The 18866-nt window shown below is 45.4% G+C and carries 13 protein-coding genes and 1 pseudogene; 3 read left to right on the forward strand and 11 right to left on the reverse strand.

The genetic code is table 11. The features are described 5' to 3' along the window. Nucleotides 1-626 precede the first annotated feature (626 nt). The 7 genes from ACZYR9_RS00860 to ACZYR9_RS00890 all read right to left on the reverse strand — a co-directional run bounded on the left by ACZYR9_RS00860 (nucleotide 627) and on the right by ACZYR9_RS00890 (nucleotide 8778). Nucleotides 627-1520, reverse strand: coding sequence for a DMT family transporter (locus tag ACZYR9_RS00860; protein WP_488976559.1), 894 nt, complete (start codon nucleotides 1518-1520; stop codon nucleotides 627-629). Nucleotides 1521-1569: 49 nt separating this feature from the next. Next, nucleotides 1570-2589, reverse strand: a complete 1020-nt coding sequence (locus ACZYR9_RS00865; protein WP_488976560.1) for an alcohol dehydrogenase catalytic domain-containing protein — start codon at nucleotides 2587-2589, stop codon at nucleotides 1570-1572. 37 nt (nucleotides 2590-2626) lie between these two features. Continuing rightward, nucleotides 2627-4090 carry a tripartite tricarboxylate transporter permease gene (locus tag ACZYR9_RS00870; protein ID WP_488976561.1) on the reverse strand — a complete coding sequence of 488 codons (1464 nt, stop codon included), beginning with the start codon at nucleotides 4088-4090 and terminating at the stop codon, nucleotides 2627-2629. A 15-nt stretch (nucleotides 4091-4105) separates the two neighbouring features. Further along, nucleotides 4106-4543, reverse strand: coding sequence for a tripartite tricarboxylate transporter TctB family protein (locus ACZYR9_RS00875; protein WP_488976562.1), 438 nt, complete (start codon nucleotides 4541-4543; stop codon nucleotides 4106-4108). A 118-nt stretch (nucleotides 4544-4661) separates the two neighbouring features. Then, nucleotides 4662-5681 (reverse strand): tripartite tricarboxylate transporter substrate binding protein, encoded by a 1020-nt coding sequence (locus tag ACZYR9_RS00880; protein ID WP_488976563.1) that lies wholly within the window; start codon nucleotides 5679-5681, stop codon nucleotides 4662-4664. 442 nt (nucleotides 5682-6123) lie between these two features. After that, nucleotides 6124-6654, reverse strand: coding sequence for a hypothetical protein (locus ACZYR9_RS00885; protein WP_488976564.1), 531 nt, complete (start codon nucleotides 6652-6654; stop codon nucleotides 6124-6126). A gap of 252 nt (nucleotides 6655-6906) precedes the next feature. After that, nucleotides 6907-8778, reverse strand: a complete 1872-nt coding sequence (locus tag ACZYR9_RS00890; RefSeq protein WP_488976565.1) for a DUF707 domain-containing protein — start codon at nucleotides 8776-8778, stop codon at nucleotides 6907-6909. A gap of 221 nt (nucleotides 8779-8999) precedes the next feature. On the opposite strand from ACZYR9_RS00890, the gene ACZYR9_RS00895 reads away from it, so the two are divergent. Together ACZYR9_RS00895 and ACZYR9_RS00900 are read left to right on the forward strand one after the other, a co-directional pair. Continuing rightward, nucleotides 9000-10442, forward strand: coding sequence for a hypothetical protein (locus ACZYR9_RS00895; RefSeq protein WP_488976566.1), 1443 nt, complete (start codon nucleotides 9000-9002; stop codon nucleotides 10440-10442). A gap of 43 nt (nucleotides 10443-10485) precedes the next feature. Continuing rightward, nucleotides 10486-11265 (forward strand): HipA family kinase, encoded by a 780-nt coding sequence (locus ACZYR9_RS00900; RefSeq protein WP_488976567.1) that lies wholly within the window; start codon nucleotides 10486-10488, stop codon nucleotides 11263-11265. A gap of 77 nt (nucleotides 11266-11342) precedes the next feature. Here the strand turns inward: ACZYR9_RS00900 and ACZYR9_RS00905 are convergent, their stop codons facing one another. The 3 genes from ACZYR9_RS00905 to ACZYR9_RS00915 form a co-directional block, all read right to left on the reverse strand. Further along, nucleotides 11343-11867, reverse strand: coding sequence for a kinase (locus ACZYR9_RS00905; RefSeq protein ID WP_488976568.1), 525 nt, complete (start codon nucleotides 11865-11867; stop codon nucleotides 11343-11345). Between the two features lie 228 nt (nucleotides 11868-12095). Beyond that, a complete protein-coding gene (locus tag ACZYR9_RS00910) occupies nucleotides 12096-13697 on the reverse strand; it encodes a copper resistance CopC/CopD family protein (RefSeq protein WP_488976569.1) in 1602 nt (533 codons plus the stop codon). A 64-nt stretch (nucleotides 13698-13761) separates the two neighbouring features. Beyond that, nucleotides 13762-14175, reverse strand: a complete 414-nt coding sequence (locus tag ACZYR9_RS00915) for a hypothetical protein (protein ID WP_488976570.1) — start codon at nucleotides 14173-14175, stop codon at nucleotides 13762-13764. A gap of 133 nt (nucleotides 14176-14308) precedes the next feature. Here ACZYR9_RS00915 and ACZYR9_RS00920 point away from each other — a divergent pair, with 133 nt between their 5' ends. Beyond that, complete coding sequence (locus ACZYR9_RS00920; RefSeq protein WP_488976571.1) at nucleotides 14309-14761, forward strand: hypothetical protein; 453 nt, start codon at nucleotides 14309-14311, stop codon at nucleotides 14759-14761. A 376-nt stretch (nucleotides 14762-15137) separates the two neighbouring features. Here the strand turns inward: ACZYR9_RS00920 and ACZYR9_RS00925 are convergent. Beyond that, nucleotides 15138-18846 (reverse strand): annotated as a pseudogene (locus ACZYR9_RS00925) (multicopper oxidase domain-containing protein). Between the last annotated feature and the right edge of the window lie 20 nt (nucleotides 18847-18866).

An 18866-nucleotide genomic window follows, 5' to 3' on the forward strand; every position in this document is an offset into this window, starting at 1 on the left:
ATACTTTTGCGACAAATACCAGTAATAGCTGGAATGTACCGGTTGCTTGAAGCAGCTGCTTCATCATATTCCCCAGCACCTTTTTTCTCCATTTTACCGTGAACACAAAGAGCACCCAGCTTAAAAAATAACAAGCTGAAAGAACGGCCCACCGGGGATTAAACCCATCCATCGGTTATATCGATGTTCATGCCTTGTTATTTTTCCTATCCAGGCGTACAATGGAAATCCTCCTTCTCCGGTTAGATGATGTCAAATCACCTTAGGAAATCTTTTTGTAGCTGTCCGTCATCTTTTCAGCTTCCAAAATAATGAAAAAATCCGCTGTATTAAAAATATGATCATAGGCGGGCTCGCCCCCGTTTTCAGCACCTAACCACTTACCCATATGAAAGCTAGCACAACCTTTTCAGCTGAAATCGTTGCACGAGCTTCGGAAATGAAACACTTTACTATTAACTCTATTTTTAAATTAACAGTGAAACATCATCGGATTGTTATACCGGAATTAATTTTTTGTAATTTCGGATTTATCAGATTATACTTTTTAGTACTTTTTTCAACGAACAATGGGCCTTATCCAAGTTGAAGACTTGGATGAGGCCCATTGCTCGTTTATGTTATATCTACTGTTTAAGAGCTACACTCTGTCGAGGTTGACCCGGTTTAAGGTTAACAATTCCGATACCCGAAAGAATCAGAATAATCCCTATCAGGACGCTCCAGCTCAATTGTGTCTGAAAAACGAGTGAGCTGGAAAATACCCCCACAACAGGAACTAGCAATAAACTCATGGAAGCCTTCGTAACCTCGATTTTGGTTAAGATATAAAACCATAATACATAAGCCAAGGAAGAAGCAAGTATTCCTGCGAAGAGGATAGCGATCACGCCCTCCGTACTCCAGGTGACGGCATCGTTTCTTTCAAAAGCCAACGACCCCAGAAGCAGCAGGATGGCTCCAATCAACATTTGATACCCTGTAAACTGAACTTTATCATGGGAATGGAGCACTTTTTTCATGATAATATTGCAAAAGGCCCAGCCTACCGCTCCCAAAAGGATTAATAATTCCATCCACAGCTTTGTTCCATCCCCATCAAGCTGAGCGGGATTAATCTCCATGACCATAACCAGTCCGATAATCCCAATAGAGACTCCCGTTAATTTTATTTTTGTTAAGCGTTCACCGGGAATAAAGAAAGGAGAGATGAGCGTCAACCATAGGGGCATCGTAAAATTCAATACAGATACAAGTCCCGTATCCATATAATGAAATGCATATTGGGATACTGTATAGATATAGGTAATCTGTAGAAATCCGCATATGGCGTACCATTTCCAATCTTCTTTTTTAGGCAGCGGAATCCGCTTGAACCAAATGATTAGGAAAATGACCAAGGATCCTACCAGAAAACGCAGGGCGGAGAACATCATCGGCGGAAAATATTGTCCTCCAATATCCATCACGACCCAATTAAACCCCCATATGGAGCATAAAATAATAATTAACCAATTCACACGTACTCATCTCCCTAAAAAGAAAAAAATAGGGAGCAAATACTCCCTTTTAAGGCGTCAAAAAGATTTTTGCATGATGGACCTTCCCCTGAATCAATTCCTGGAACGCCTGATCACCATCCCATAAGGATCGAACCTCCGACCATTCCGATTCCTGTATTTTCCCGCTGTTCAAGAGTTCAAGCGAGTCGTAAAAATCCTGTTTGTCATAAGAGAAGGAGCCCAAAATAGCAATTTCACTGCGAATACAAACATTGATCGGTATTTGCGTATGATCGATGCCAAGACCTATGTTCATGATGGTGCCGCCCGGATTCACCAGCTCCACAGCTGCAGAACGGGTAGCCTGGAAGCCGGCAGCATCGATGATGACATCAATTCCGGAAGGCCCCATAGCTTCTTTGATCTTACTTATGTAATCCGGCGTCTGGGGAGTAAACACGCCATAGGCCCCTAATTTTTCAGGTGTTCTCAAGCGGGCCTCATTCGTATCGACTACGATGACTTTGGCCGCTCCTAAAATTTGTGCAACCAGAAAGCTTAGTAATCCGATCGTACCCGCTCCAAAAACGACGACGTTGGCAAACGGATGTCTCTCCATTGCTCTTCTGGCTGCCCGAAGCGAACATGCCAAAGGCTCAGCCAGCGCCGACCGAAATGGGCTTATTCCTTCTGGAAGGACATAAGCGGCAGAAGCCGGTACATGAACATACTCCGCAAATGCTCCTGGACGGTGAATGCCGATGATGGCCCGTTTCGCACAAAGCTGCACCAAACCTTTCCGGCAGGAATTGCACGTGCCGCAGGAAAGCAGCGGATTCACCACTACACGGTTTCCTTTGGAAAACCCGTTGGTCTTTGATCCTGCGGCTTCCACGGTTGCACTGAATTCATGCCCCATCACCAGCGGAGGCACACGAAGGCTGTTATGCCCCAAATACCCTTCGATTTCTGATCCGCAAATTCCTACGGCATCTACCTTCAGCAGCAGTTCATCTTCCGCAAATGCGGGAACCGCCGCCTCCTGCACTTCCATTTTTTTAGGCCCTGTCCAAACTAAAGCTTTCATCTCTCATCATACTCCTCAGTAATTATATTTTCAATGCTCATCTTTTTCGCCATTTTAGGAAAATGGGCGTCAGAAGGGTTATTAATGCTAACGCTAAAAGTCCGGCTGTAATCGGTCTGGTAAAAAAGATATCATAGCTGCCTTCAGAGATGACAAGGGATCTCCGCAGATTGCTTTCGGCCATCGGACCCAGGATGAGGGCCAGAATGACAGGGGCGGCTGGAAACCCATAGCGCTGCATAAAATAACCTATGACTCCCGCAATCAGCATAACCCATACGTCGAAGAAGCTGTTGTTTAATGCATAAGCACCAATGACACACAATACTAGGATGATGGGCGTCAAATATTCTTTTGGAACTTCGAGCACCTTCACAAAGAAGCGGATTCCCGCCAAGCCGCAGACAATGATCAATAGATTTGCGATAATCATTCCAATGAATAAGGCATAGACGACGTCCACGTTATTTTGGAACAGCATCGGACCCGGCTGCAAGCCCTGCACCATAAAAGCACCCAGTAAAACCGCCGTTACCGCATCTCCCGGGATCCCCAAGGTCAACAGAGGAATCATGGCTCCTCCCGTCGTTGCGTTGTTGGCAGACTCAGGGGCGGCAACCCCTTCCAAATGGCCTTTTCCGAACTTTTCCTTTTCTTTGGAAAATCTCTTTGCTTCATTATATGCGACAAAGCAGGCTACATCTCCCCCCGCTCCCGGGATCATCCCGATAAACGTTCCGATCCCCGTCGAACGAAGAATGGTTACAATAAGCCTTTTGAATTCCACCCATTTTAGTCCTGCCTTATTCATGACAACGGTAACTTTTTCCTTCAACCTCATCGTTTCCATGGACTTAAACGCTTCTGAAGCCGCAAACAAACCGATCATCACGGGAATGAAATTCAATCCGTTCATCAAATTCACTTCACCGAACGTAAACCGGGAAAAACCGCTGACCGGATCGACACCAATGGTAGCAATCAATAGCCCGATGACCCCGGTAATCAAACCCTTGATCATGGATGCTCCAGCGATGCTTGTAATGATGGAGAGACCGAACACAGCAAGGCCGAACATTTCTGGCGCACTAAATTCCAAGGCCCAATTAGCAAGTTTAGGCGCTAGCAAAATAAGTACGATCACGCTGATCGTGCCCCCGATGCCTGAAGAAAGCGTAGACACCATCAAGGCCTTTTTCCCATGCCCTTGCTGCGCCAGAGCGTAACCGTCGAGAGCAGTCGCCGCTGCCGCCGGAGTTCCGGGCGTCCGCAGCAAAATCGCAGAGATGGAACCGCCATAAATGGCTCCAAAGTAAATACAAATCAAAAGAAGAACTCCCGCAACCGGCTGCATGCCGAACGTTAAAGGCAACAGCAGGGCCACTCCCATGGTGGCGGTCAAGCCCGGTAGAGATCCGATGGCAATGCCAGCGATGACGCCCGCTAGCATCATGAATAATACCTGGATCTCCATTACTTGAACGAAAGCACTGAATAACATGCATGTTCCTCCTTTCTATCCGAATAATTCCCCGCTTGGCAGCGGAACGCCCAGAAACCTTACAAAAAGAAAATAAATGATTAGCGTTACGCCTGCTGACAGCGCGATTAGCGGTATCCACTTTCTAACTCTGACATAAAAAAGAAACACAAACACAACAATCGGGGTAGCGATCATAAAACCAAACCAGGTAAACAACATTAAATAGGCAAATAGGAGTGCCATGACCGTGATAACTCCAAGCAGAGGATCATCAGGTTTAGGGGACCGGTCGCTGAACGATTGAACCAACAATATGATGCCCAGAATGCACAAAAATCCGCTTAGCAGCCTTGGAAAAAACGCCGGTCCAGTTTCCACACCCTGCAGGTCTGGAAAAGACTGTGTCATGGCATACACTGTTCCAGCCAAAGCGATAACCAAAATACTACTGATCAAATTAGCCGTCCTCATAGATGACCCCCATCATAGATTTTGGTAAGAAAGTGTTCAGCTCCACTGAAAATTTCACTTTCATTAGCGTTAAAAAAGGAGACTGAGAACCATCTCAGTCCACCTTGTAAGAGCTTTCTTATTTCACAAGACCCAGGTCAGGAACGATCTGTCCGAAAGCATCATGGCTCTCTTTCATTAATTGTGCAAAGCCTGAGGAATCCTTGATTTCAATCCCCAAACCGCTTTTATTCATATAATCCTTGAATTCAGCCTCCTCGGCACCCTTCATAAAGGCGTCTGTCAACACTTTTACCACATCATCCGGCGTATCTTTAGGAACAACGACTCCGCGCCACGGACCTAGATAAAGAGTCTTCACACCTGTCAATTCTTCCAGTGTTTTGACGCCTTTCAGAGCATCAGACGGCTTCTCATCTACAATGGCCAGCGTTTTTAACGTACCGGCATCAAAATGAGCCTTCACCTCCGCAGGGCTGACGGGAACCATATCAATATGCCCGCCAAGCAAAGCTGTAACGGCCGGAGCCGCTCCATCATAAGGCACATGGTTAAACTCTACCCCCATATCCTTGCCCATGGCGGCCGCAGCCAAATGCCAGATGGATCCTGGTCCGGAGTTGCCGACTTTAACTTTCCCCGGATTCGCTTTTGCATGTTCAAAAAATTCCTGTACCGTGTTCCAAGGTGCATCCGCCTTGACAGTAATGGCGGATGGATCAAAATTGATCTGGGCAATCGGTTTAAAATTCTCATGAGTAATTTGAGTTAATTTCAGATGTGGAAGCGTAGTCAATTCAACGGTAACCATCGTTGCCGTATAACCGTCCGGCTTGGCTGTAGCCCCCTCGGTAAATCCGACCGCACCGCCGCCGCCTGTTTTATTGACAATGGTAATGGTTTGCCCCAAATGTTTTTCGGTTGCTTTAGCCAAAGCCCGTGCTGTAGCATCCGTTCCACCTCCAGCTGCATAAGGTACAATCAATGTAACCGGTTTCGTAGGGAAGTTGGGTTTAGCTTCAGAACCATTTCCACTGCTTGCCGGCGCACTTCCGCCTCCTCCGCAAGCCGAAAGGGCAAGCATGCCTGCCAGTGCTGCGGAAGCATACCATTTGTTCCATTTGTTCCATTTTTTCATGATTCATTACCCCTTTTCCTTTAATTTAGATATGAACCTTGAAAGGCTGCTTGTTCAAACCAGATCAGCTCAATCAAGGAGTGATCTCCCTCGTAATCTTCCACTTCCTTCTTCATGGGCTCGTCGACGCAAACAATCCCTGCTTTATAAAGCGCTTGCAAATCATGTTGGCATTGGCAGCACAGACTACACAATCAACGAAAAAATGGTTTATTATAATAAACCGTGTTTTATATACAAAATGTTACCATCATAATACCATAGGATCATTCCATTATTCAACTGATTATCCAAGATTCATCTTAGCCGCTTCCTTTTTCTAAACCCAAATAAGACTGACCACTTGTGGTGGTCAGTCTTATTTGGAACGATAATACGTATATTCATGAGCCGATTTTGTTCATGAGAGGATATATTCACTGCCTCAGCCGCTCACAACTTATCAAAAAAAATCTGCAGATTGCTCGTGACTGTCTTGCCCTAAAAAATAAGTCACTTCACTGAAAGCCCCCAATGGGGTAATTTCGTATAAATATCGGCGAAGCAGGTCCTTTTCAATATCCGTAACAGAGGTAGATGAGCAGAGCTCAAAATGAATCGTTCCCGTAATCACATCGTAATGGCTAAAGGTTATCCTTCCATTGGAGAACATTTCATTAATCACTTCGAGAATTGAATTTAGATCCAGGCTCCTGTTCATTGCCGCTTGAACGATGGGCTCCGGAAGCCCATCAACTTGCGGTACTTGATCGGTTTGAACCATGTCATAAGATTTCACTTTGTAACAAACATGCTGAAGTAAATGACCGGAAGCATATTTCTTCAAGCTGGTCATATCCTTCTCGGATAATTGCAAATCATCGTCCCACGCATAGATCGTGACTTTATTATTGCCGGTCGTATGGATTCTTACATATCTAAGATGAGGATAACTTTTTCTAATCATATGCTCCGATAATAAGCGAGTTCCCACGGTAATCACCTCGTCAAAGTAAGATGAAGAAGTTCAAAAACCTGTGATAACGCTTACATTCCAAGCTGACTTGCCGTATCCCTGTGTCCCTCCTCCCGTAGAGACATTGATACTACATTCTATTTTACCAAAATACATTTCAGAATCACACCTTGAATTTTGCAGCCCCAATATAAGTATTTTAAAATTTAGATCGTATCAGGGTGGAAAAGCATCTTCCACCCGGACAACTTTGATGGTGTATGCTTACGCCTAAGCCACCCTATGTTGTTTTCTTTTCAGAACGGTTCCTTGTCTGTTTTTCCATACCGATCGCAAAAGTTTTTTTGAATTCCTAACCAATAATCGCTTACGTCGGCCTTCAATCGCAATGAGACGCCTTTTCATGATTTTCTTTCTTCGCATCGACACGGTTCTTCTTACCGGTTTTCTGGGTGTGCTCTTACTTGATTTTCTGAATGTCCTTCTCATTGCTCTTCTTCCAGAGACTTTTCTTTTTAGCCTTGATCTTCTTCGGGCTCCCCTGATTTTCTTGAGACGTGAACCGACTTTCCGTCTCCACTTTTTTCTCCGAGCCTTCTGACGACGTCCCCTCGTACTTTTTGCCGCCGACTCATCCTGTCCCGTATCATCACCTGTCAACCAACGATTCAAATCAATCAGCTGTTGTCCGCTAACCGGATGAGCAAAATAAAAATAAGGATGAGATATCGCTTTTTGTACCTTTGTCAGATCAACCTCTTTGTCATCATTCATCACATTGAGAATCCGGTCTCGGGGATACTCACGGCAGCGTGCTTTTAAAGCAGCGGCAAGTGTGACGAAAAAGAACTCCTCAAACCGCAGGACCTCCGATTCTGTGATTTTGCGGTCCGTATCAGCGTCCGAAATGGTCAAGAGCATTTTTTTCACGATGTCATAGCGATAGACTTGAGCAGGAAAATAAGCCTGGAGAAATCCGTTTTCTCCCAACAGGGAGCTCCACTTCTTCCGTTCTTTCCACATCGAACGCTTGGAGTCGTTATCCGCCTCCTCCTGACTCGAAATTTTCGTCAGCTCCCATCCCATACAATCTGAATACTTCATGGTCCTTTCAAGGAAATCTTCATAACCATGTTTAACAAACAGCATTTGGCTGTCAAGGCTCACTAAGTATTCATACTCCACCTTATTTTCATTCAGCCACTTCATGACGTCCAGCATGAATGGAGCCGCATTTTCCGAACGAACAGGACGGCTATGCGGACATAAAGTCACATTCAGGTTAGCCGTTAAATCCGGATTGGACCCTCCATTGTAAACGACGATGCCCGCATTCGGATTATAATGACGGATGTTCTTCAGCTGGGCGGCCAGCATATGCTCCTCCTGATCGGCCAACAGCGCAAACATGACTTTTTTCTTTTTCAGCACACCGTCATAATGTGTAGGATTCCATTTCACTTCAACTTCATATTCTTTGGTAACGCGCTGAAAATCATCCCATCGGTTCGTCGAGATGTTCTGATATAACGTTCCTCCGCCGACGGGCCGCGTATGCTTCATGGGGACTTCATCGATAATTCCTATTTTTTTATGCGGATAACCGAGCACTTTGGGCCATACGAAATCCAGTCCATAAGCGGCTTGGCTTTTTTCAAACGTAGGCCAGAGCTTACGGAATGCCTGCCTTGAATAAATCGGCACCATAGGTTCAACAAATTGGGAATATCTCAACGAATACTCCGGATTTACACACGTGATTTTATGGGAGTAATACGAATCTTTTGTCAAAGCCGGCTGTGCCAATTCCAGTTCATACTGCATGAACAGTTCAAACATTCGATTGATATCGGAAGCATTCGTGCTGATATCGTCATCCGGCAGCCAAATCGCATCATAATGCTCAATCTGCTTTCCGAATAAGGCAATAATGTCCTTCAATATGGGCCACTTGACCCCGGGTGTTTCATGATAAAAATCACAATCCTCTGAGAACCGCCCCGGCTGACTGTCGTAATAACTGAGGCAAAGATCGAAATTTTTGTCCTTTGCCGGCTGCAGCCACTCAGGGTGGAGAGAAGAGTCCCCTACTCTGGCGATAACCAAAAATCGCTTATCGCCCTTCACCTGAAATTGGTTCATCTCCGTTCTCCTTTCTATAATATCGAGCACTGATTTCAAACTGCCTGCTAAATTGTATGCTCTTATCCAAAGCATGGACATGGACCAGTAACCTGAGTCCTTTAAAATCAGGCGACCGACCATATTTACCGAACACCCGCTTTCGTCCAATCCAATATCCGCATTAACCATACAATATAGGTACATCAGTCACATTCGAAAGAAGGGGTGCTGAATGAACCATGCGAAGTTCAAAGCAAAATAGCCGCGGTAAAAAAATATGTTTCGCCATACTGGTCCATAACAAAAGAGAAGTTATACGCGACCTGACAGATAACATCCGTTATTTTTGCCCGAACAGCAGTATTGTCTTATATAACGGCAGCGACGATCCCGATTTATGCAATGGCATCGAATATCCTGTTTGTCCTGCAAGTAAAAAGCTTAAATACGGATTTCTCGCCTCATTCATGCTGGACATCATGGAATGGTTAGAAGGGATCCATTATGATTATGACTATCTAATCAGCTTGGACTCGGATGTTTTGTTCGCAAGAGAAGGGTTTGAAGAATTTATTATTCAGGCCATGAAGAATACGGAATATATGGGAGTAGATATGACGGTTCCCAGAAAAAGCTGGTATCCCGGGATATTGTTCAGAAGAGAAAGAGAACTGTGGCGTTCCTTATTCAAGGAAGATCCCTTCTTAAAAGCATTTAACGTAGGACAAGTGTTTGGACGGCTGTTTGTTAAGGCCTTACTTTCATGCGATCAATTGAGTTTACTTAAACAAAATTTGAAGAAAACCCATTGTTTTGCTATTGAAGAAATTGTCTTTGTCAATATGGCTAAACTCCTTGGATTTGAACCCAAATCATATCCCAGCCATGTCGGGCGCTCCATTCGGTACCGTCCCCACTATTCCTACGGTGAATTTATTCAATGCATGAATGAAAATACAAGCTCCTTTCTCTTTCATCCTATTCATCGCAGAACAAAAGATGAGATCCGATGGATCATCAGAAATTTGATGAATTCGAGACGGGCCAAGGATCAAAAAAATTGGGCGAAATATATTGACGGCGTCATGCTGGATACGGAAAATATTCTCTGCCCGCCTGCGTTTAACCGCAGAAAGCTTGGCGATAAGGAATGGTTTGAATTTGTTGCTCCATTAAAAGGAGGAGGACTGGGACATTGGCGGCAGAACAATGACGACCGTGGATTACATTGGTTTGGTCCCATGGTGTTCGGTTCCGGACAATTTGATGCGGTGGCCATAATCCACAGCAGATACAACGTGCTTGAGATGGTTGCGCGTAAAGGAGATCAATTGATTCATTTCTGGCGGGATGAGCAATTTGGTTCTGAGGAATGGTTCGCCCAGGATGTCTTTGCAAGAGGAACGAAAGGTGCATTCGGGTTTATTGAAAGCAGTGAAGGTAACTTCGAAGTCGTAGCTCCCCTGAAAAAAGGCGGATTAGGTCATTGGTGGAGAAACAATGACGCGCCCGGTAATCCCTGGATCGGTCCCAAAGTTTTTGGTAAGGGACATGTACATTCGGTTTCACTCATTCAAAATAATTCAGGGAAGCTGATTGCGATAACCGAGTCTGACGGAAAAATAAAATATTACCGGAGAAAGGATGATAAAGCCCTGACCTGGGAAGGACCTTGGACATAAGTTTTCGATGACTATTGATTCTGTTGAAAAGAGGTGATATGCCATGCTTGATGCGGTCCAATATTTAGGGCCGATGGATAGAGGATGGACAAAACCCCAGTTGTTTCGATGTACCGACGGAAAAAAATATATCATCAAATTCAAAAACAATCCGTTAGGCAGAAAAACGTTAAGTAATGAAATCATAGCATACAGGCTTGGGTCGATGTTAAATCTTCCTATGGCCGAGTGTCAGGTGGTTTATTTTTCCGAGGGTCTCATTCACTTGTATCCTGTTTTAAAGAATTTGAATATTGAAAGCGGGCCCCACTTGGGAATTTGTTATTATGATAACGCATATGAAACAAATGATAAAAAGTTGATTTCCAAGTGTAAGAATCTGAATAAAGCGTCCGGAATGATTGCTTTTGACCACTGGATTCATAATTGGGACCGGCATAATCGATCGACGTCCAATCTCTTAATAGCGGAAGAAAAAATCGTTTTGATTGACCATGCCAACTGCTTTGACGGTCCAAGATGGTCCGTTGATTCACTGAGACACAATCAAAACAAAGCTACGGTATATTGGGGCCAAATGTATAAGAGGTTTGTCCAATACATTGATGGTAACGATCCCTTTCAGAATGACCTGAAAGCAATCGATTCGCTGAGCAAATCAGAAATCAAAGAAGCTCTTGAGGATATTCCTAAAGATTGGGGATTAAGACCGGTTGAGATCGGGGCATTAGCCGATTATTTGATTTATCGAAAGTCACGTGTATACAAGGCCATAGAAAAGCTGAAGCAGCATTTTCCAATCTGGTCATCAAATCAAAACTAATCGAACGACGGTATAGAGCCTTTACTAATGATAAGGGCTCTATAACCCGGACCGTAAAATACATAAGCTTCACTTCATCAAAACTTTGTCCACTTTTCATACAGTGACGGGTCCAATGGTTTGACATGTTCTAAAAACGAGTCCAGTAATCCCAAATTTTTCAGGCTGGTAAGCAGCATACGCGGAGCAGAGCTGATATGCCTGTAGCAGTTTGTTAAATCAATAATCTTAAGCTGCGAATTTTCGGTCACAAAGATGTGGCGTGCGGCGGCATCGATCCTCGTGAAGCCTAACCGCTTCATTTCGTGTAACATAAACAAGATTTGTTTCACCATACTTTTGGAAATATACCCTCTATCTGATAAATATTCCTTTATTGTAGGACCCTTAACATATTCAATAATGATATAGTTCGGCCCGTACTCATACAGCTTGGGAATGATCGGCGAGCCTTTTGCCGCCTCATACGCTTTTCGCTCCCTCTCCGCATACTTGCTATTTTTATATACTTTAATACAGCAATTCAAAGAAATCTGAAAGACTTTCCCCTGATCTCCCTCTCCGAGGAAGATATAATCCTTATTGTTATTCGATTCCGTCATCACATGCCTCAGCCTTTCTATTAAATTGATTAAGCAAGGTACTCGTCCCATACATCAGCTGTAAAATCACATAGTGTATCAGGATGAGGAGGTGAAACGAATGACAGACTATAAAGAAAATTACGAGACACTATCATTCTGCTCCTTGCTTCATAATCCATCCTATCGTCATGTTATGATCAGCTAATCCTTAACCTCTTTTTAAATTAGGAGCTGAAGGGTTGTTTTCTATTTATAAGGCGGCGGAGCAAATAGTTCTACTTGTTTACGAAAAATATGTTCATGATCGTCCCGATCCATAATGCCGATTTCAACGGTCCAGGTACCGGGAAAAGGTGCATACTCTCCTTCAGCCGAATATCTTTGGCTGCTATCATCAACCGTATCTTTCTTTAGCGGAATCGTAATCGGAGCGATCTCCGGTTGGCTTTGAAGATAGAGACGAATTTCCGCTCGCTTGGGGTTTACAGCAGGTTCAGAAACCGTAATATCGACAATAAATCGGTTGATACCGCCAGGCGTATTGGGAGTGATCTGTGCTAATATTCTTATCTGGTCCCCCTGCGCCTCCCATGATAGAGGCTTATTGGAAGGAATCGGATTCTGATGAACCAATACACCAACGATCATAACGATGACAACCATCAAGCCCATCTCGTATTTCAGCCGTTTACCTATGCTGGTAAAGCACTTCTGTTTCAAGAAACGATTCAAAACAGCTCCTGCTACGATGACGACCAACACCATCGTGATTTTGATACAAATCAGAACCCCCCAAGAAGAGTAAAACAGATATCGAAGCTTCGGTAAGAACAATATAGCGGAAACAAGGCCTGAAACGGATAATAAAGCGATACACCCCATTGCAGTCGGCGAGAATAAAGATAAAAAATCACGCATGTACAATTGATATCTGCGCCAAAACATGAGGATCAATAAAAGGCCTCCCGCCCAGACCGCCGCTGAAAGCAGATGAACAGTATTCATCGGAACGGTAATCATCGGAGGGCCCTTGGTGATGGCATGCCCGATTAAGCTCTTGAAGCTTATCGTAAGCACGATCCAAATTCCATCCCATAATCTGGAGCGCAGAAGGAGTAAGAACCCGGTAATAGACAGCGCAAGCAGAGCAAGCCAGGCCAGGCCATAAATCGATCCCAACGGCAGCACGAGCTCATCAGTACCTTTTAAGCTGGAGACAATATCTTTTGTTGATAATGACATCAGGATCAGTAAAGCCAGCAGATGAAACTGCTGCAATACAAGAGCGCCGAATTGATAACGTTTCCTTAATTCATATTCATCTGTGAGAGGACGAAACCAAATTCCCCAAAAAACCCAGCCTATCAAAAGAAGAAAGCTTAATAAATATAGTGTATTGGCTCCATATAAAATATATTCGGAAATACCGCGATGTAAAGCTGTATGGTTCAATTCATGATCTTGATCTGATCGGGAAGTCCCGATATAGAAAATATATGTTCCCCGTACAGGATGGCCATCTTCAGATAAGACCCGATACGAGACGGTATACACCCCATTTGCCAAAAGAGGCAAATCTAATGACAAGACTTTTTGATCACCGCTTAGAACCGCTTCCTTGTCCGCTGCTTGCCTTCCCTTTCCGTCAAATACTTTCACATCATAGAGCTGCTGGTCGATGCTTTCGTTGAATGTCAGACGAATTTCTGTCGGTGAAGACATCCATTCGCTATCAGGAGCCGGATTTGCTCCAACAAGGGATGCATGAGCGAAGGTGTCTTTCGGCAGGATTGAACAAAACAAGATTACGTACAGAAGCATACGATACATCAAGCGCAGCTTACTCATTATTTTATAGCCTGCCAGAACTCCCATCCCCTCCCTATAATCGTCTGATGCTTACTGTAAAGCTTCATGCCCTCAATGAAAAACACAATAAGCCGAACGAAATAAAAACGAGGAACGTACAAAATAGGATTAAAAAAAACGGCTCTGTAGAATGCATTCCAAGCATCGGTCCCATCAAGCCGGACATCATCCCGCTTGACACGCCAGTTAATATCGTCTGGTAATCGACCAGCGCTCCAAACAGGATCCCCGTGACGATGGCGATTGTTGTGGTAACAACCGTAACCATAGCCTCATGGGAAGGAAATTGGGAGCCAATGACAGTACCTACAGATAAACCGATCACCCCGCTGGCCGTCATCGCAATATTCATTCCCAGATGATAGCCTATGAGATAGCGGGATTTGAATAAAAAGGTATATGAGCCTGCAGCAACGATAATATAACTGAGCAAAATAACCCAATACAACGAAACCATATGAAATCCCCCTCCTATCACTTTATGAACGGATGCGGTGAATGTGCTTATCTCCTCGAAAAAGGTTGCTTGACAGGTACAGTTTCTATTCATGGCAAATAATCTAATTAGAAAGAAAGGTGGTTTTATCATCATGAACAATTCATCCGACGGCCGTCCGAATCCGGAAGAAGAAAGATTCACATCCCCGGCCAGTCCGCTGCCCGATTATGAGTTAAAAATGCTGCAAAAATATATTCATGATGTAAACCTTCAAAAGCTAAGTGAGGCCTTACCCCGTCATAAAAAGAATCTGATGCTGATCAAATTTTTTAAACATAAGCGAAACCAACGCGTTGAGGTGATATCGACCCTTGGAAATCAGGAGCATCGTACCATAGGAAAGGTGACGATCATAGGGAGGGATTTTGTTGTTCTGACCACTCTGCTGAACCGTTTATGGATACCCTACACACGGATACAATCAGCTAATGTCCCCGTTGGTCTTCCTGATGTTTCCGATACACATCAGCATCTGGTGTTCGATGATTCATTGAGAAAAAAGCTACACAATTTGGCAAGACTGTTGGAGTACATGATATCTTAAAGCAGCAGTTTTATGAGGATTCACTTCAAACCAATCTTCATAGCTGGAAAGGAGCCCGCATCACCATATTCACAAATGCAGCCGTGTATTCCGGAAAGATTGTTCAATCTACCGCCGGCGCTATCACTCTTCAAGAGGCTAATGCTGAAGCAGCCATAAAATTGCGTGATGTGGACTATATTAAGCTTGAAAGAATAACGAGAACAGTCCCTTATGTTCTGAATCTTCTCCTCCGAACATACAACCAAATCCTGAAACGCTGAGAGGTTACGCGGTCCATAAAAAAAGCCCGCAGGGCTGCGGGCTCATCATATTTTTCTTTGCGTCCCCTTGTTTCTCCATCGCCGATTGCCTCCCGGGCTGAGTTCATACCATTCTACTTCGTTTCATCAGAAGGAGTTCTTTCAACTATCTTAACAGGTGCTATCGCGTATATCATGTAATCCTTCAATGGCGCCAAATCTTGATGAAGCTCGCCCAGCACGCGCACGAAACCCCAAAGCCCCAACTCCACGTCCCAGCGAATATTACCTGACCGGTACATATAATCTCCCGGAATATTGTAAATTCCTCCGGCTCCGTAACCAAGATAAAAATCGTCTGAGGAGCCTACAGTATTTTGCCCGCGTACGCTAATGATCGTAGAATTCAAATCGTCAGGATTGCGATACCAATTATGCCCATGGACTACAAAGGCATGGGCCCGCGCCCTATCGGAAGGGAAGACGAAACGAATCGTTACCCGGTCTCCGGCATAAGCCAGAAAAACAGGAGTGGACGGGTCTCCATGAACTTTAGAGCTGAATACTTTTGAAATATCAGGATTTCGCTCGAGCCGATGCCTGAAGCGTTCAGCCCTGTAGTTGAAACCGCGCGAGCCTTGATCCTCAAAGTCTTCAATTTCCGCTTCTTCATTATCCATCCATATCGGCGCTTCAGGGTCAATGATAAGATGGCCTTCTTTATCGACTAATCTTACACCGTCGTGCATGAGCAGGACGAACTCACGGAACTCGCCCAGCAGTGGATTGGAAATAATCACCTGGCTCCCTGTGAGTGTTTCTTTGCGGGTTACGGGATCCAGGTATTTGGAGCCTCTCGGCTCTGTAATCAGAATGCCGAACGCGCCATGATGGCGATGATTTCGTAAATCCGCCATATCCCACAAGTTGCACGAGCCTACATCCAGGTCAACGTACCATCGATAGGTGATACTATCCCCCGGGCCTACCGTTTGATCCGGATTGAAGCCTACAGTGGCGCCATCGGAACCCTGTACATGGTAAACAAGAAACTGAGGATGAAGAGAAATTAAATGATGGAGGAAACGAGCCTTCTACCGGCACTTCGGGGTACCCATGAATCGTCTCATAGTGAACATCGCCTGACAAACGGTTATGCAGCGTAACCTCTACGCAATCTCCGACATTAACCCGAAGAATAAGCGGTTCCGGATTCTTCTTTTTGTTCAAGATGTCCGGGACATCTTCTGCAAGGGCGAACACGATGCCAAAAGGATCGTGGTCTCCCGCTTCGTTATATACGATACATGTTTGCAAAGCAACGACCTCATAACGGCGAATGACAGCATTCGGCGAATACGGGTGCCCAGGGTCCGAAGCTGGAGGCGGCAACTCCCCTGCTGGCACGGGCAGCGGGTTCTTCCTCGCGGGTGGCGGATCCCTATCGGGCAGCGGCAATACATGCGGCACTTCGGTTTGATAGCTGCGAATAAGTCCCCAATTCCCAAGCCACAAGTCATCGATCGATCCAAAGTGGTAAAGCATATCGAAGTCGCCTTCTCCGTCAATATAAAACTCCGCGGTAAAATGTTCCGATAAGCCGATATGCTGCTGCTGCACAAGCTCGGATTCCAGATCACGGCGTTCCTGATGCCATCGCTGCCGGTGCAGATTAAAGCTGTGAGAGTCTTCGTGTGAGCCCTGGAACAACCGGATACGTACGGGATCGCCGTTGTACGTTTGGAGCAGCGGAGTACATGGATCTCCGTGGACATAAGAACTAAACACGTATGCCGGATCGCAGTTTTGCGGAAGGCGAAACTGCAGAGGCTCATTCCGGTAATTGATTGCCATCACACCCGGATCGTCGGGCGAGCTCGGAAACGGCGGCTGGTTCAATGGACGCCCTTTGGCATCGAACAACAGCGCAAAATCGTGCACGAATAAGGTAAACTCACGAAAATCGGGAATCAAAGGATTCACGATCATGGCTTGCGTACCGGATCGTATTTCCTCACCGGTTCGAGGATCAAGATACTTGGAGCCTCTTGCCTGAATGTTAATCCCAGCAAATAACCCATGCTGCTGATGCGAATTCGCGAACAGATGGTCATGAAAGAATGTTCCCCTGAGTTCAACATCCGCGAACCATTGATAATTTCCCGTTTCACCCGGCATCACACTAGAATCATAGTTCCAGCCCACATTCGCCCCGTCTGCCGACAGCGGATCGAATTTCACGAAGTGAATATGCGTAGCCGCTTCATACGTACGGTATAAGAGCTGAAACGCATTACCGCCTAATGTTTCCGGGAGCTTGTTAGTGAATTTTATCTTGATACAATCACCTGCATTGGCGAATATAGTTAAAGGCTCGGGTTTCTTCCGACCGGTACGAATATCCTCCTCATCCTCGGCCAAAACATAGATACGACCCTCAGGATCGTGCCATCCCTGTCTGTTATATATAATAGGAGTCTGCATGGCTACGATATGGTATTCCCGTTTCGGGGTTACTCCTTCCACGCATGGGTTAACGAATACGGCTCCCGGTTGTGCATTGGGAGCAAACTGGTTCTTTTCCAATTTCGTTGCTTTACGCCCTCCTTTAATCCCAAGAGGCGGCCGTGGAGCCTTATATCCTACCACACCGGGGATAAATCCGGGAAAGCCCGGCTTCTTCGGAGTAGGTCTTGGCGGAAGAGGTCGACCAGGCAGCGGTTGTAACGCCTGGATCGGGATTCCGCTCGGGTAACATTGACTTCCATCCTGCAGCGTATTGAATATGCGCTGCATCCCCCACATGCCCTCACCAAAATGGGGGTACAAATGGCAGTGGATAATGACGTCCCCGAATGCGCCCTGCAGACTGCCTGCACCATATAAATGAGATACGGTGTAAGAGGTTTGCGGTGAGATGGCCTGTGAATCGATGATCTCCGAATCCTGATCTTCCGATTCGAACAGCCACTGATGAACGTGATAATGAAATATATGTGTTTCTTTCACACCGCCATGGATAAGACGGATTTTTAAAGGGTCTCCCACGTATGCACGTAAAATCGGTGTAGCGGGATCTCCAAATACCCAGGAATCGTGGTGAACCTCTTCTCCCTCACAGTCGGGACATACGACGCCTTCCTGCATCAGCCGCAGCCGGTTTCGCATCGGCTCCGCACGATAGTTTACGCTATGGGTCGCTTCCGGCTGAAGCGTATGCGGATCGATTGGCTTTTGCCCCGTTAAATCATCAACCTCCATCTCGTCATGGAAAAACCAGGCGTATTCGCGAAATGACGGCAGCAGCGGATGATGCACATCGGCATATACTCCGCTATTCAGGGCTTTACCGGTTACCGGGTCTGTCCACCAAGAGCCCTTAGGTTGAACAATGAGCGCTCCGAACAGTCCATGAACATGGCTTCCCCGTTCACTCGACAACGCATTGCCAAGATCGGAAAACAAATGAATGCCTTCAAGATTCACTGACCAACGATAGATTTGAACATCCCCTGGAGTGCAAGGCGGCGCGGTTGAGTTTTCGTTACAGCCCACAAACGCGCCATCCGACGTCTGTACATGATATTCAGCCCGTTGGATGTGAATGGATGTAGGAAACGGAAGCTGATTTTCAAACAAAATTTCAATATCGTCCCCTACGTTGGCCCGAATAACGAGCGGCTGGACCAAATCGACGGGAGTAAACGGATTGCAGGAAATCTCTTCCTTTACCAAGTCTTCATTTTCTTTAAGAACGTACATCATGCCGTTGGGGTCGTGATCGCCAAAGCTGTTGATCACGATATGAACCGGAATCGCTACAATGTGATAACACCTAAACAAGGTTTTCACTCCTTTCTTCG

Source organism: Paenibacillus sp. F024, from assembly GCF_057814255.1.

Coding starts and splice junctions, on each gene's coding strand:
- ACZYR9_RS00865 (WP_488976560.1), bottom strand. CDS start 2,589: ATGAAAGCTTTAGTTTGGACAGGGCCTAAAAAAATGGAAGTGCAGGAG.
- ACZYR9_RS00870 (WP_488976561.1), bottom strand. CDS start 4,090: ATGTTATTCAGTGCTTTCGTTCAAGTAATGGAGATCCAGGTATTATTC.
- ACZYR9_RS00875 (WP_488976562.1), bottom strand. CDS start 4,543: ATGAGGACGGCTAATTTGATCAGTAGTATTTTGGTTATCGCTTTGGCT.
- ACZYR9_RS00880 (WP_488976563.1), bottom strand. CDS start 5,681: ATGAAAAAATGGAACAAATGGAACAAATGGTATGCTTCCGCAGCACTG.
- ACZYR9_RS00890 (WP_488976565.1), bottom strand. CDS start 8,778: ATGAACCAATTTCAGGTGAAGGGCGATAAGCGATTTTTGGTTATCGCC.
- ACZYR9_RS00895 (WP_488976566.1), top strand. CDS start 9,000: ATGCGAAGTTCAAAGCAAAATAGCCGCGGTAAAAAAATATGTTTCGCC.
- ACZYR9_RS00900 (WP_488976567.1), top strand. CDS start 10,486: ATGCTTGATGCGGTCCAATATTTAGGGCCGATGGATAGAGGATGGACA.
- ACZYR9_RS00905 (WP_488976568.1), bottom strand. CDS start 11,867: ATGACGGAATCGAATAACAATAAGGATTATATCTTCCTCGGAGAGGGA.
- ACZYR9_RS00910 (WP_488976569.1), bottom strand. CDS start 13,697: ATGAGTAAGCTGCGCTTGATGTATCGTATGCTTCTGTACGTAATCTTG.
- ACZYR9_RS00915 (WP_488976570.1), bottom strand. CDS start 14,175: ATGGTTTCGTTGTATTGGGTTATTTTGCTCAGTTATATTATCGTTGCT.
- ACZYR9_RS00920 (WP_488976571.1), top strand. CDS start 14,309: ATGAACAATTCATCCGACGGCCGTCCGAATCCGGAAGAAGAAAGATTC.